General features: G+C 60.2%; 14 protein-coding genes. 2 read left to right on the top strand and 12 right to left on the bottom strand.

Features of this window, described 5'->3' with window-relative positions; translation table 11 throughout:
- Positions 1 to 52: 52 nt before the first annotated feature.
- The 6 genes from rhaS to rhaM form a co-directional block, all read right to left on the bottom strand.
- Positions 53 to 1078, bottom strand: a complete 1026-nt coding sequence (rhaS, locus tag FH08_RS0146770) for a rhamnose ABC transporter substrate-binding protein (protein ID WP_031364967.1) — start codon at positions 1076 to 1078, stop codon at positions 53 to 55.
- 80 nt (positions 1079 to 1158) lie between these two features.
- Positions 1159 to 2163, bottom strand: coding sequence for an ABC transporter permease (locus FH08_RS0146765; RefSeq protein WP_031364966.1), 1005 nt, complete (start codon positions 2161 to 2163; stop codon positions 1159 to 1161).
- Positions 2156 to 3196, bottom strand: a complete 1041-nt coding sequence (locus tag FH08_RS0146760) for an ABC transporter permease (RefSeq protein ID WP_031364965.1) — start codon at positions 3194 to 3196, stop codon at positions 2156 to 2158. The genes FH08_RS0146765 and FH08_RS0146760 overlap by 8 nt, the downstream gene beginning before the upstream one ends.
- Positions 3196 to 4719 carry a sugar ABC transporter ATP-binding protein gene (locus FH08_RS0146755; protein ID WP_031364964.1) on the bottom strand — a complete coding sequence of 508 codons (1524 nt, stop codon included), beginning with the start codon at positions 4717 to 4719 and terminating at the stop codon, positions 3196 to 3198. Before FH08_RS0146755 ends, FH08_RS0146760 begins: the two co-directional genes overlap by 1 nt.
- 10 nt (positions 4720 to 4729) lie before the next feature.
- Complete coding sequence (locus FH08_RS0146750; RefSeq protein ID WP_031364963.1) at positions 4730 to 5620, bottom strand: amidohydrolase family protein; 891 nt, start codon at positions 5618 to 5620, stop codon at positions 4730 to 4732.
- Positions 5621 to 5658: 38 nt separating this feature from the next.
- Entirely contained in the window at positions 5659 to 5973 is a 315-nt protein-coding gene (rhaM, locus tag FH08_RS0146745; protein WP_031364962.1) for an L-rhamnose mutarotase, read from the bottom strand.
- Between the two features lie 170 nt (positions 5974 to 6143).
- On the opposite strand from rhaM, the gene FH08_RS0146740 reads away from it, so the two are divergent.
- Positions 6144 to 7094 (top strand): LysR family transcriptional regulator, encoded by a 951-nt coding sequence (locus tag FH08_RS0146740; RefSeq protein WP_031364961.1) that lies wholly within the window; start codon positions 6144 to 6146, stop codon positions 7092 to 7094.
- Here the strand turns inward: FH08_RS0146740 and FH08_RS0146735 are convergent.
- The 4 genes from FH08_RS0146735 to FH08_RS0146720 all read right to left on the bottom strand — a co-directional run bounded on the left by FH08_RS0146735 (position 7081) and on the right by FH08_RS0146720 (position 11226).
- Entirely contained in the window at positions 7081 to 7863 is a 783-nt protein-coding gene (locus FH08_RS0146735) for an SDR family NAD(P)-dependent oxidoreductase (protein ID WP_031364960.1), read from the bottom strand. The two genes, FH08_RS0146740 and FH08_RS0146735, sit on opposite strands and share 14 nt — an antisense overlap.
- A gap of 16 nt (positions 7864 to 7879) precedes the next feature.
- Positions 7880 to 9058: an L-rhamnonate dehydratase gene (gene rhmD / locus FH08_RS0146730; RefSeq protein ID WP_031364959.1), complete on the bottom strand. Its 1179-nt coding sequence runs from the start codon at positions 9056 to 9058 to the stop codon at positions 7880 to 7882.
- A 27-nt stretch (positions 9059 to 9085) separates the two neighbouring features.
- Positions 9086 to 10405, bottom strand: coding sequence for an MFS transporter (locus tag FH08_RS0146725; RefSeq protein WP_031364958.1), 1320 nt, complete (start codon positions 10403 to 10405; stop codon positions 9086 to 9088).
- A 68-nt stretch (positions 10406 to 10473) separates the two neighbouring features.
- A complete protein-coding gene (locus FH08_RS0146720) occupies positions 10474 to 11226 on the bottom strand; it encodes an SDR family NAD(P)-dependent oxidoreductase (RefSeq protein WP_031364957.1) in 753 nt (250 codons plus the stop codon).
- A 401-nt stretch (positions 11227 to 11627) separates the two neighbouring features.
- Between FH08_RS0146720 and FH08_RS0146715 the strand changes: the two genes are divergently transcribed.
- Positions 11628 to 11897 (top strand): GlsB/YeaQ/YmgE family stress response membrane protein, encoded by a 270-nt coding sequence (locus FH08_RS0146715; protein WP_031364956.1) that lies wholly within the window; start codon positions 11628 to 11630, stop codon positions 11895 to 11897.
- A 190-nt stretch (positions 11898 to 12087) separates the two neighbouring features.
- Here FH08_RS0146715 and FH08_RS0146710 read toward each other — a convergent pair whose 3' ends face one another.
- A complete protein-coding gene (locus tag FH08_RS0146710; protein WP_031364955.1) occupies positions 12088 to 13131 on the bottom strand; it encodes a substrate-binding domain-containing protein in 1044 nt (347 codons plus the stop codon).
- A gap of 128 nt (positions 13132 to 13259) precedes the next feature.
- Positions 13260 to 14519, bottom strand: coding sequence for an SfnB family sulfur acquisition oxidoreductase (locus FH08_RS0146705; RefSeq protein ID WP_031364954.1), 1260 nt, complete (start codon positions 14517 to 14519; stop codon positions 13260 to 13262).
- Positions 14520 to 14657 lie beyond the last annotated feature (138 nt).

The following is a 14657-nucleotide window of genomic DNA, read 5'->3' as shown; positions in this document are numbered from 1 at the left end:
TTACGTGCATCTCTCTTCCCAACAACATTTTCGCTCTTCCGCAGACTTCGCTCTAGAAATTGAAGTTGTCGATATTGGAAGAATCAAACGTGGTCGGCGGTCCAAGCACGACTTCGCCGCTCTTGCCTACCGTGCGCTTGCCCAGCTTGCCTGCGTCGAAGCTGTCGCCTTCCTTGCCCGTGATCGTGCCTGAAGCAAGGTTAGCCGCCGCGTACGCCGCGAGGTAGCCGAGTTGACCCGGATCCCACAACTGGAACGCCTTCACGGTGCCGTTCTTGATGAACGCGCGCATCTGGTTCGGCGTGCCCAGCCCGGTCACCTCGACCTTACCCTTGGCCGGCGATGTCGAGATATAACGTGCCGCCGCTGCAATACCCACGGTCGTCGGGGAAATGATGCCCTTCAGGTTCGGATACGCTTGCAACAAGCCCTGCGTTTCGACGAACGATTTCTGGTCGTCATCGTTACCGTAGGCAATCTTCACCAGCTTCATCTTCGAATATTCCGGCTTCTTCAGCTCCTCCTCCATCCACTTGATCCAGGTGTTCTGGTTCGTGGCGTTTGGAGTGGCTGAGAGGATCGCGAACTCACCCTCGCCGCCAATCAGCTTCGACATCAACTGCACCTGCCCCCGACCGATGCCTTCCGAGTTCGCCTGATTGACGAAGATCTGGCGGCCCTCGGGTGCGGTATCCGAGTCGAAGGTCACGACCTTCACGCCCTGCGCCATCGCCTTCTTCAAGTACGGCACGACCGCGTTGGCATCGTTCGCGGCAATCACGATTGCATCCTGGCGTTGCGTGATCAGCGTGTTGATGTACTGGACCTGTGACGATGCGCCCGCATCCGACGGTCCCACTACCTTGCCCTGACCGCCCATCTCCTTGATTGCAGCGAGACCGCCGTCGTCGGCAATCACCTCGTAGGGGTTGTTGATCTGCTTGGGCAGGAACGCTATTTTCAGGTCTTTCTTCAGATCCGCGGCGTTCGCGCTGACCGGAATCATTGCCGCCGCGGACACCGCGATCAGCGCGGCGCATAGCGCCGGACCGCGAATGGACTTGAAGGGTTTGAACATGCTTGTGTCTCCTGATGTCGCGCGCTGCTCCGGTTCAATGAATGGCCGGAGTCTTCACGCTGGTTTTAAAAAGCCAAGCTTCATGAAAGCGTCTGCGTCATCATGCGTTTTTCACGCATGACACGCCAACGTGCAACAAGATTCGGAATCAGCACTGACGACAACAACAAGCCACCGGTCACAATGGTCAGCGTCTCGCTCGATACATCCGAGAGCGTCAACGCATTGCGCAACACGCCGATGATCAGCAACGACAGAAGCACGCCGATCATGGACCCACGTCCACCGAAGATGCTCACGCCCCCGAACAACACCGCTGCGATCACCGACAACTCAAAGCCCTCGCCGTTATCTCCGCGAGCGCTCGTGAAGCGCAGGGTATAGACCACGGCCGCGAGCGCGCTCATCGCGCCGGACAGCATGAAGAGCTTGAGCTTCGTGCGCGCCACGTCGATGCCGGAAAACTGCGCGGCAACCGGATTCGCACCGATCGCGTAGAGGCTGCGCCCGAACGGCGTAGCTTGCAGCAGCACCGTGAAAACGACCGCGCCAATGACGACAAGGACAAACGGCATGGGCAGGAAGGCCGCGATCGTATCCATTCCGAACGCCGTATAGGACGCGGGAAAATCCGCGACAGCCTGGTCACCGAGCAGCACGTATGCCAGGCCGCGAAACAACGCCAGGGTGCCGATGGTGACGGCAAGCGAGGGAAGATTGAAGCGCACGATCACGAGCCCGTTGAACAGGCCGGCAAGCGTTCCGGCAACCAGCACGATCGCAATCACCAGCGGCATGGGCAAGCCCATGTGCCAGAGCACGCCCATCAGCGCACTCGATGCGCCAAGCACCGACGCCACCGACAAATCGATTTCAGCCGCGACAATGATCAGCGTCATCGGCAAGGCGATCAGCGCGATCTCGGTGAAGTCGGCGAGCATGTTCGAGAGGTTGGCGCTCGAGAGGAACACGGGCGACAACACGCGGCCGAGGATCAGTCCCAACACGAGCACCACCACCAGCATGGTTTCCCATGAGAGATGCCGGCGCTTCGTCAAAGCAAGTGCGGAATCAGGTTTAGCCATGGTCGCGTTTCCTCATCATGCGGCGCGCGACCGAGCGCGCCAGCAATGTGTCGAGCGTGATCGCCGCAACGATCAATGCTCCCTGAATGGCCTGCTGCCAGAACGGCGATACGCGCAACACCACGAGCGCAATGTTGATCACGCCGAGCACAAGCGCACCAAGTGTCGCGCCAAGGATGGTGCCCACGCCGCCCGTGATCGCCACGCTGCCCACCACGGCTGCGGCCACCACCTGCAACTCGATGCCCTTCGCGGTGCTCGCTTCGACCGTGCCGAAACGCGCAAGCCACAGCACGCCCGCGAGGCCCGCAATCGCGCCGGACAACAGGAAGCCGATCATCACGCGACGCTCTACGCGAATACCGGCAAGCCGTGCGGCTTCAGGGTTCGACCCGATCGCGTAATGCTCACGCCCGCCGCGATATTGCTTCAGATAGACGCCAATCGCGAACAGCACGACCACTGCGATCAAAACGAGGTTCGGCAAGCCAAGCAGCGAACCCGTAGCAATACGCGAGAACGCATCGGGAAGGCTGGTCGCGTTGATCTGGCCGCCGTGGACCCAGGCGTAATCGGCGCCGCGCACGATATACAGCGTCGACAAAGTTGCCACCAGCGAAGGCACGCGCCCGAACGTGATCAGCGTGCCGTTCACCGCACCGATCGCCAAGCCGATGGTGATGCCCGCGAGCATCGCGACCGCTATCGGCATGTGCGGAAACATCACGAAGAGACTGCCGACCGAATACGCGCTGACACCGACAACGGACGCTACCGACAGATCGATATGCCGCATCAGCATCACTACCGTCATGCCCGCCGTGAGCAAGCCGATGATCGATACGTTGAGCAGGACGTCGCGCAGATTCTGCAGGTTCAGGAACTCAGGTTTTACCGCGGCAGTGGCCGCGACCAGCGCAATCAGCACGACAAACAAGGTCGCCTCGCGGCTGCGAACGAGGTCCGCCAGCAAGTTGCGACGTTTGGGCTTGGGTGCGTGCACGGCGGGCATGGCGGGAGAATGTCGTGTCATCATGCCGCCTTCCCCAACATGGACGGCGATGCGCCGAGTGCGGCGCTCATCACGCGTTCTTCGCTTGCATCGGCGCGGGCGATGTCGGCGCTGATGCGTCCTTCGTGCATGACAAGAATGCGATCGGCCATGCCGAGCACTTCGGGCAGCTCGCTTGAAATCATCAGGACTGCCATGCCTTCGCGCACGAGTTCGGCGAGCGTTCGATACACCTCCGCCTTGGCGCCTACGTCGATACCGCGGGTCGGTTCATCGATGATCAGCACTTTAGGCCCTGTCGCCAGCCACTTTCCGAGTACGACCTTCTGCTGGTTGCCGCCCGACAGCGTGCCTACGGGTGCGTCCAGATCGCTCGCTTTGAGCCGCAGGCGTTTGCCCCAGTCGGCGGCGAGGGTATTCTCGCTGCGTGACGAGATCAACCCGTGTTTGACAAGGCGTCCCAGCACCGTCAACGACGCGTTGCGCGCAATGCTCAGTTCCAGCGCAAGACCTTGCGCACGCCGGTCCTCGGGCACCAACGCGAGCCCTGCGCGCACTGCCGCTTGCGGCCGGCCGAGTCGCAAGGGCTTACCAGCGATATGAACCTCGCCCGCATCCACCTGGTCGATGCCGAAGATCGCGCGCGCCACTTCGCTGCGCCCTGCGCCAACCAGCCCCGCGAGCGCCACGATCTCGCCCGCGCGGACCTCGAACGAAACGTTCTTGAACACGCCGTCGCGAGTCAGGTTACGGACTGAAAGACGGACCTCGCCGGGCGCCACATCGGCTTTCGGATAGAAGGTATCGAGATCGCGTCCGACCATCTTGCTGACGATTGAATCGATGGTCATGTCGGCGGTCATGCCGTCGAAGACCTTCAGGCCGTCCCGCATGATCGTCAGGCGCTGCGTCAGCGCGAACACTTCGTCCAGCCGGTGCGTAATGAAAAGAATGGCGGCATCGCGTTCACGCAATGCGCGCACGATCGAGAACAAGCGCTCTACCTCGGTTAGCGACAACGCTGCTGTCGGCTCGTCCATGATCAGCACATTGGCGTTCAGCGAGAGCGCTTTTGCAATCTCGACCACTTGCTGATCGGCAATGGACAAACCGCGCACCAGGCGTTCCGCGCGTAGGTTAACGCCAAGCGATTGCAACAACGCATCCACTTCGCGATTCATTTCGTCATAGCGAATCCGGCCGATCCGGTCGCGCGGCTGACGTCCCATGTAGATGTTTTCGGCGATGGAGAGATCCGCAAACAACGTAGGTTCCTGATAGATCACGGCGAGACCCGCGTCGCGCGCTTCAGCGGGATTCGCAAACGTACGCGCCTGCCCATCCACCAGCAATTCGCCCGAGTCCGGCTGATACACGCCGGCCAGCAGCTTGACCAGCGTCGACTTGCCCGCACCGTTCTCGCCGAGCAACGCATGCACTTCACCCGGCCACAACGCGAGGCTGCCGTCACCGAGCGCACGCACGCGGCCAAACGACTTGCTCGCGTGCCTTAGCTCAAGCCGAGGCGGATTGTTATTGCCCATACTGTCTCCTTCAGATGCGATAGATTCGTTCTGCATTGCTTTTGAACAGGGCATCTTTTTCTGTGTCGCTCAGGTCTTTCACGATCGATGCATAGGCGTTCCACAATCCTTCATACGTGGCGAACAAGCGATCCACCGGAAAGTTCGATGCAAACATCGCGCGCTCGCAACCAAACGTATCGATGGTCTCGAGCACATACGGCCGAAAACTTTCGACAGTCCACTCGTGATCGAACATGGCGAGCCCACTGATCTTCACCGCCACATTCGGACATGCGGCCAGCGCACGCAACCCGTCACGCCATGCACGAAACCCCTCCACCGAAGAACGATCAACGAACATGCCGGCATGATTCACGATGAACTGTGTGTCGGGATGTTCCTGTGCAAGCTCAGCCGCTTCTTTCATTTGCGACGGGTAGAGCTGCAGGTCGAACGACATCGAATACCGTTTCAGCAGGGCGAAGTTCTTGCGCCATTGCGGTTCACGCATGTAGTGCCGGCCCACGTAGTCATAAAGTGGCTTTGCATGCACGTTGAGTATCTGCCGAATGCCGCGCGTATTGGCGAATACGGCGTGCCCTTCGAGCACTTCCTGCACGTTATCCGCCGATAAATCCGCGCCCGCCACGATCGCGTTCGGCAACCCGTGGCCTTCGTTGTCGGCAACATGCTGCAGCCAGCGCGTTTCTTCCACCGGATCGGCGGGATCGTGATTGGCATCCACATGCACGAGCTTGAGTACCTGGACCGAACCGGCATCGCGCAGCAAATCAGCGATCAAATAGTCATGCTTCAACTCGCTTGCATCGCCGACGAACGACTTCCCCGGGTTTGCCAGCCACGGATAGTGATGCGTCTTCAAGTCCCAAAGGTGAATGTGCGGATCGACAACCTGCATGGATATGTCCTCGTGCCGCAAAGGCTAAAGCAAACGCGTCAGGGTAGATGGAAGACCGGCACGAGCGCGGTTTGCACCGGCGAGCGGTCAGGGTTTGTTTCCATCAGGTCGGCCATGCTGTCCCACCATTTGCGCATGATGGGCAGATCGGGCAACGCGTCCATGGTGTGATCGCGCTCACGCTTGAGCGTGGCGAACAGGTGCCCCGTGGTTTCGTCGAGGAAAATCCGGTAGTCGCGGATTCCGGCGTGGCGTAACGCCTCGGCCAGCTCGGGCCATATGTCGCGATGACGCCGCTCGTATTCATCGCGCCGGCCCGGTTTGAGGGTCATCCTGAACGCAATCGTCTCCATTGCGGCTTGCCTTTTATAGGTGTTGAACCGGTTGATCATCGTCATAAAGCGAGTCCGACTTCCGGCTTGTGCGTTACGACTATAATTCGCCGACTGATAACATGACAATCCGAAGTCAGGATCAGCCGATCGCAAAACCGAATCGCAGAATGGACGCACGAGGACGCCCGATGAACCAGAACGTCTCCCAGATTGCCCTCGTCAATCGCCTGAAATTCAAGCATCTCGCGCTGCTTGTCGCCCTCGACGACGCCCGCAACCTGCACCAGGCCGCCGAAGCCATCAACGTTGCCCAGCCGAGCGCAAGCCGGATGCTGAGCGACATAGAAGAAGCGTTCGGCTTCCTCCTGTTCGAGCGCAACGCCCGCGGCATGCAGCCCACGCCGCTCGGTGTCGCCACGCTCGCCTATGCGCGCCGCTCGCTTGCCGACCTCACGCGCTTCGCCGCCGACCTCGAAAGCAAGCGGCGCGGCGGTCACGGTCAACTGACCGTCGGCGCGATCATGGGTGCGGCGCCCGACGTGCTCGCCATGGCCATCGCCGAACTTAAAAGCGAACGGCCGCTGCTCAACGTCCGCATTCTTGGCGAGACCAGCGACCAGGTGGTGCAATTGCTGCACCGCCGCGAAGTGGATCTTGCGCTCGGCCGTCTCACCACGCCGCTCCAGCACAACGACTTCGACTTCGAACCGCTCTCGCGCGAGGCCATGCGGCTGGTGGTGCGCGCCGGGCATCCGCTCGCCCATGAAACCACGCTCTCGCTCGACGCGCTGATTTCCTGGCCCTGGATCCTGCAACCGATCACCAGCCCCGCGCGCGCGCTGTTCGAAGAAGAGCTTGCGCGGGCCAAGCTTGCTTCGCCCTCCAACGTGGTCGAGTGCGCATCGATCTTCGCCACGCTGCAGCTTTTGCAGAACAGCGACGCCGTCGCCATGCTGCCGGAGTCCGTCGTACGCGATTACCTGCGGGCACATTTACTGATCGAACTGCCCATCGAGATCGGCAAAAGCCTTTCGGGCTTCGGCTTGTTGCGGCGCAAACATGAAACGCTCAGCGAACCCGCCGAATACTGCATCGCGTTGCTACGCAAGTACTCGGCCGGATCGTTCACTGAAGGTTGACGAACAGGCCGCCGTCCACCAGCAGCGATGCTCCCGTGACATAGCGCGCGCGATCCGATGCGAGAAATGTCACGCACTGCGCGACGTCATCCGGTTCGCCCAGGCGTCCGAGCGGAATGCGCTTTTCGAAGTACGCGCGCTTCTCGGCATCGGCGAGATCTTCTGCGTTCAGGTCCGTCGCGATCGTGCCGGGCATCACCGAATTGCAGCGGATGCCATAAGGCCCCAGCGCGATCGCACACGACTGCATCAGCGAATGAACGCCCGCCTTGGTCGGCGTGTAATGGGTCTGCATGCCGCCGCCAACGAGCGCGCTGATCGAACTGGTCGCAACGATCGCGCCCCCTGTTCCTTGCAGCTTCATCTGATTCGCAACGGCCTGCGTCACATAAAACGCACCGTTCAGGTTGACGCCGACAGTCGCTTCGTACACCGACGCAGGCATGTCGAGGAACGAGTGAAATGGACAGATACCCGCGTTGCTCGCGAGGACGTCGACATGACCGAATGCATCGACTGCCTGCTTCACGAGTTCGAGCCCCGTCTCACGCAGCGCGACGTTTCCTTCGACGGCGATCACTCGCCGGCCAAGTGTCTCTATCTCGCCGACCACCTCCTGCACCGCCGACAACCGTCCATACGAGCGGTCGTTATCGCCCCAATAGTTCAGTACGACGTCCGCGCCTTCCTTCGCGCAGGCCACGGCGATCGCGCGGCCAATGCCTCGCGATCCGCCTGTGACAATCACCACCTTCTTGTCGAGCAGCACGATAACCTCAGTGTTTTCAATGTGTATACGGACGCACAAGGGTGCATTCGGGATTGAGCCGCACACCGAAACCCGGTGTCTCCGGCACCTTCATCCGGCCATTCACGGGCACGGGTTCATCGAGCAGCAGCGGGTTGAACATGGGCACGACTTCGTCGGCTTTCGGCGCCATCATCAGGAACTCCGCGAACGGCGAGTTGTGCCGCGTCACCACGAAGTGATAGCTATAGACCGATGATCCATGCGGCACGACCAGCACGTTATGGGCATCGGCGAGTGCGGAGATCTTGATCAGTTCCGTGATGCCGCCACACCATCCCACGTCCGGCTGGACCAGATCGGCGCAGCCCATTTCAAACAACATGCGGAAACCCCAGCGCGTGGCTTCATGCTCACCGGTCGTCACCATCATGCCGCGCGGCACCGAGCGCCGCAGTTCGGCGTAACCCCAATAGTCATCGGGCGGCAACGCTTCTTCAAGCCACTTCAGGCCGTATTCCTTCGCCGCGTGCGCGAGGCGCGTTGCGTAGTTCAGGTCGAGGCTCATCCAGCAGTCGAACATCAGCCAGAAATCATCGCCTACTTTCGAGCGCATATCGGCAAGCTTCGCAATGTTCTTCGTCAGCCCTTCCTCACCTTCCGCGGGTCCGTGCTGCAACGGCATCTTGCCGCCGATAAAACCCATCTCCTTCGCCAGGTCAGGACGTGCGCCGGTTGCATAGAATTGCAGTTCGTCGCGTACAGGTCCACCTAAAAGATGAAACACCGGCTCCTTGCGAACCTTCGCGAGCAGATCCCACAATGCAAGATCAACGCCCGAGATCGCATTCAGCACGATGCCTTTGCGCCCGTAATAGAGCGTGGCGAAATACATCTGGTCCCACATCTTCTCGATGTCGGTAACCCGTTGGCCTTCGAGAAACCGCGCCAGATGTTTCTCCACGATAAACGCCCCTATCTCACCGCCGGTGGTGACCGCGAAGCCGACTGTGCCATCGCTCGCTTCAATTTCGACAACCAGCGAACCGAGCACGTTGATGCCGAACGACTGGCGGCTCGCGCGATACTCAGGGTAACGCCCCATAGGCGTCGAGATATGGTCGTCGATCCAGTGATCGGCGCCCTGGTCGTGATAGTCGGCGCCGCCGCCGCGAACAGTGAACGCGCGAACGTGGCGGATGGTGGGCATGGACATGATTGGACTCCGTTAAGGTTCTAATGTTCAGGACGCTTTGGCACGCTTGTCGTGGATATAAGCGGGTGTCTGCGCAGGACGCACGAACACGATGATCGCGATGGCGGCGAGCACGGCAACGAGTCCGAGCAGGACGAGACCCGCGCTAGTCGATGCATAGGAACGTTCCGCGGCCGTGCGCACCATCGGCGCGACGAAACCGCCGAGGCTGCCGAGCGAATTGATCAACGCGATGGCTCCGGCCGCAGCGGCGCCGGTCAGGTAATGCGTGGGAAAGGTCCAGAACAGCGGTTGTGCTGCGATCAGGCCGCTCGCTGCGAAACACAACGCGATCAGCGAGATCACAGGTTGACCTGCGAGTCCCGATACCGCGATGCCCGCACCGGCCACGATCAGCATCAGCACGGCGAGCCGTCGATGCTGGCCATAACGATCCGCATAACGCGGCACCACCCACGTCACAAGCACCGCGCACAACCAGGGGATCGCCGTGACGAAACCGACCTTCGCACCCACGTTCGCGCCAAGCAACGCAGCCACTTGTTGCGGCAGATAAAAGATCACGCCATACACGGACATCTGAATTAAAAAATACACGGCTGACAGGGTCAGCACTCGCGGATCGATCAATGCGGCAAGCACGCTGCGAGGTCCGTGCGCGGACGCTGTCTGCGCGTCGTGGGAGAGTCGCGATAGCAGCAGCTCACGTTGACCGTCATTCAACCAGCGGGCCTTCGATGGATCGTTGTCGAGATACCAGAACGCCCATACGCCGACGATGGAGGCAAGAACGCCTTCCACCAGGAAGAGCCACTGCCAGCCCGCAAAACCAAACGCGCCATGCAGGTCGAGCAACGCGCCGGACAATGGGCTGCCGAAGATGAACGCGAGCGGCGCGCCGAAATAGAACACGCCTAGCGCCCTCGCTCGCGCCGATTGAGGAAACCAGCGCGTGAGGTAATACACAATGCCCGGGAAAAAGCCTGCCTCAGCCACACCCAGCGCGAAGCGCAACACATAGAACATGGTGGCCGTATGCGCGAACGCCATCGCTGCGGAAACAAGCCCCCATGTCACCATGATCCGGCACATCCAGAGCTTGGCTCCCACACGATGCAGCAGCAAGTTGCTCGGTACTTCGAAGAGCGCATAGCCGACAAAAAACACGCCCGCTCCGAACGCAAAGGCCGCATTCGAAAGACCCGTATCGTGCTGCAGTGCTTTCTGCGCGAAGCCGATATTTGCCCGATCGAGAAACGCCAGCATGTACATCAGCAACAGGAACGGCAGCAGACGGCGCATCACGCGACCAACGACCGCTTCCTCCGCACTAGCGGTATCGCTCATGCGTGTCTCCAGATATTTTTATGTGACGGGCGTGGCTGTAGCGACACCCGGGACATCCGCTAGCGGCTTCAGTAGGTCGCGCGGCCACCGGACAGATCGAACACCGACGCCGTGCTGAACGCGCAATCCTCCGAACTGAGCCACAGAATCAGGGAGGCGGCTTCTTCCGGCAGGAGAAAGCGGTTCATCGGAATCTTGGACAGCATGTAGTCAATATGCTGCTGCGCCATGGAATCGAAAATCTCGGTCTTGGCAGCCGCCGGCGTCACCGCGTTGACGAGGATGCCGCGCGTGGCGAGCTCCTTGCCGAGCGACTTCGTCAGCCCGATCAGGCCAGCTTTCGAGGCGCTATAGTGCGACGCATTCGGATTGCCTTCCTTGCCCGCCACCGACGCAATATTCACGATCCGGCCGTAGCCTTCCTTCAGCATGTGCGGCACGACGGCGCGGCAGGTGAGATACGGGCCGATCAGATTAACGTCGATCACGCGGCGCCATACGTCCGGCGCCAGCTCCCAGGTCGTGCCGTTGCCGCCGGTGATGCCCGCGCAGTTGATCAGCACATCGATCTTTCGATGCGCTTGCAGCGTCTGCTGCGTGGCTTGTTCAACTGATGCCTCTTCCGTCAGTTCGACCACGGCGACGCTGACCTTGCCGGCCTTCGCGAGTTCGCCGCGGGCGCGCTCAAGACGTTCAGCGTCGATATCCCACAATGCAACTTCAGCGCCGGAGGCGAGCGCCCGTTGTGCGACCGCGTAGCCAATACCGCGTGCGCCACCGGTGATTACCACGGTCCGTCCTGCCAGATCGATCTGGTTCATCGTGTCTCCTTTTGTCTTTAGATGATTGCGTTGCTTCGGCGCCAAGTTTCGCATTCCGTTCGGCGCCTGCTTAAAGCCGCTGATGAACGAACTATAGGGGCGCTCTCATAGCCAAACAATCCGACTATTCGATGGTCCGATAGCAAAAGTGGATCACAAGCTTATAGAGGGAGCATTCGAGTTCGGGTTTAGCCCTATGACGCCTGCAGCGCATAAGCGCCAAGCTTGGTGAATCGGTCGTTCTTGCCGCATTGCCCTTTCCGGGCACGCGGTTTGCTCGAACCGAGAGGCTTATCGATTCAGGGGGAACATGAACATCGTCTAACCGGGGTGTCCCCGTAAGAATTGTCATCACCATGCAGGTAGCTTGCTACACGCATTTAACCTGACGGAGAAACGCTATGGAACCTGTCTCGCACGGAATCATCTTCTGGCTGATCATTGGCGGAATTGCCGGCGCGCTCGCCGGCCGAATCGTTGATGGAGGCGGCTTCGGAATTATTGTGGACATCATTGTCGGCATTGTCGGCGCGTTCATTGGCGGGTGGGTCGGCGGCGTGCTCGGCCTGCACCTCGGCGGCGGCATTATTGGGTCGCTGATCACCGCGTTGATTGGCGCCGTGATCCTGCTGTTCATCCTGCGACTCTTTAGCCGAGGGCGAACGGTTTAGCCGGGGACGCGCCAGGGAACAATCTGGCAAACACCGGCGCTTACAAACGCAGTTCTTTAAATTGAAAATCCCGCACAGGCGCTTCGCCGGTGCGGGATTTTTTCTTTGACTGCATCAGTCTTTCCAGCGGGTTGAATCCGCGCCGAGCAGATAATCGCATCAATCATCAGGATCGCGAAGCAACCATCCTTTAATCGCGAACCTCTGGGATCCAGCCTGCCTTGGCCACATCTGCCTGCCTGAAATCCACAAACCGCGACTCAAGGTCCGCAATCGTGTGGATATCATTCTTGACCAGGTCGTCGCGCGTGATCAACGCAGGTTTTATTGCGATCCTATGCCCCGGGTCCTGGCCTGCCACCAGCAGCGCCGCCGCTCGCACCGACACTTCTCCCACTACGGCAGGATTAGTCGCGGCAGTGGCGACCCACGAACTCCCGGGCGCCCGGATCGCCTCTATATCGGCCGTCGATATATCGGCGCTATAAATCCGGAGCTTCGAAGCGATGCCTGCCTCGTCGGCCGCCAGTTTCGCGCCGCGGGCGAACTCATCGTATGGCGCGAACACCACACGCACGTCGGGATGCGCCCGATAAGCCGCCGCGGCCTGGTTGGCCACCGACTGTGCAATCGGGTTATCGACCGTGCCGAAGCGCGCCTCCTCCTTGATCTTCGGATGTGCGGTCTTGAAGGCCTTCCAGACCGCGTCGCGCCGGTCGAGCGGAGCGAAGCCCGGCACATAGACGTACGCGGCGGAGAACGCATCGCCGTTATCTTTCACTGCCTGATCGAGCAACAAAGTCGCGAGGTCGTGATCGCTTTGCTCGATCTGCGGCACTTTCGGGTTCCCGAGGTCAACGTCAAACGCGACCACCTTGATGCCTTTATCCAGCGCCACCTGCACCACGTCCTTTAGAGACTCAGGCAAACCATGATTCACGATGATCGCTGAAACACCCAGATTGATTGCTTGCTGAATCTGGTCACGTTGCTGGGCGGCATCCTGACGTCCCTCGTAAATGCGCAAGTCGATGCCCAGCGCCTTGGCCTGCTTTTGCGCACCCGCTTCATAAGCCTGGAAGAAATCGCCAGTCGAAAGATAATTGACCAACGCGATCCTGACGCCGCCTTTGTTGAAGGGGGCGGGAGCATTGGGCAAACCGCCTGCTGCATAGGCGGAGATGCTGCCGGCAAGCAACGCGGCGACGAACAGACGGCCGATAGGTTTAAGCATGAAAGATAGTTTCCGTTTCTGTGGAGTAAGCGTGAGGACAACGTTCGACTGAAAGCGCGCAGCGGCAAGGCGCCTCCATACGACTTGGCTGATTATTCGCAACCGCCCTGTTTATCGACGAGCCCGTTCTAGTTCCACGGGTGGCGCGTCGGCTTGATGCCATTTAAGTAATAGTTGCCCACCAGGTGATACTTCCAGCGCACGGGGTCGTGCAGCGTATGCGTGCGCGCGTTGCGCCAGTGACGGTCGAGGTTATGCGCGGCAAGCGTCGACTGCGTACCGGCCAGTTCGAACAGCTTTTCACCGGCAAGCAATGCGATCTCGGTGGTCAATACCTTTGCTTCGCCGACCGCCACCGATGCACGGGCAATGTCGTCTTCGCTTGGCGCATGCCCTTGCGTTGCAATGGCGTCCAGCGTACGCGCCGCACGCTCGAGCAACGCCTCGGCAGCGTGCAACTGGATGTGAAGATGACCCACCTCACGTACCACGAGCGGATCGTCGCTGGCGCGCTCGACTCCGCTATCGATCCATGGACGCGAGCGCTCGCGGACGAACTTCAGCGTGTCGTCTATCGCCGCCCGCCCGATACCCGCATCGATTGCTGCCTGGATGATCTGGGAAATCGGGCCATTGAGCGTCGGCACGTCCGATACGCGAAAGGCCGGAAATACGTGGGATGCCGCAACGCGTACCTGGTCCGCGATAACCGTACCGCTCGCGGTGGTGCGCTGACCAAAGCCTGACCAGTCATCGATAACCTGCAAGCCCGCGGTACCCGCTGGAATGTAGGCAAGCCAGCCACGCCGTTCGTCGTCGAGACCCAGGACCGGCACGTAGTGCGCGAACAGCGCACCGGTCGAATAGAACTTCGTGCCGTGCACGACATACTCGTCACCCTCGGCTGTGACGCGTGTCTTCAGGTCGAGGACGTGCTTAGTGCCCTTCTCCGAGAAGCCGTTGCCGAAACGCTTGCCCTGCAATATCTCGCCGAAGAAGAACTGCTTCTGCTCTGGGGTTCCCGTTAACGCGATGACGTCGACGAGACCCAGATGGTTCTGGGGCAACTGTGCCAGCGACGGATCGGCCGCGGCGATGATCTTGATGACTTCGGTCACTGTCACATATGACACCCCCGCACCGCCGTACTCTTTGGGTACGGTGATCGCCCATAAGCCGGCTTGCGAAAACCAGTCGATTTCTTCGTGCGGCAAGCGACGCTCGCGATCGCGCTCGCTGGCATGTTCGACAAGGCGAGCGGCCACTTCGTGGGCGCGTGCGATGGCTTCGACGTCGTCGCGGATGATATGTGCAGGTGCTTTCTCTGAAGATCCGCTTGAATCGACTGATGCAGGACGCGTCGCTGCATTTTGCGGAATGGCTGACATGCTTACCCTTTTATGTGTCGAATCGACATCAATCTAGCAGCGTGATGAGCGGGTTCAAACCGAACGATAACGCTAAGAACATCAAGGGGTCGCTTCTACGTTCAGCATTGGACGGAAAGAGGGGCGGAGAAGTCGCGG

Source organism: Caballeronia sordidicola, assembly GCF_000729995.1.
Taxonomy (GTDB): Bacteria; Pseudomonadota; Gammaproteobacteria; order Burkholderiales; family Burkholderiaceae; genus Caballeronia; species Caballeronia sordidicola_A.
The sequence above is the reverse complement of the archived record's forward strand: the minus strand, read 5'-3'. Positions and strand labels throughout refer to the sequence as shown.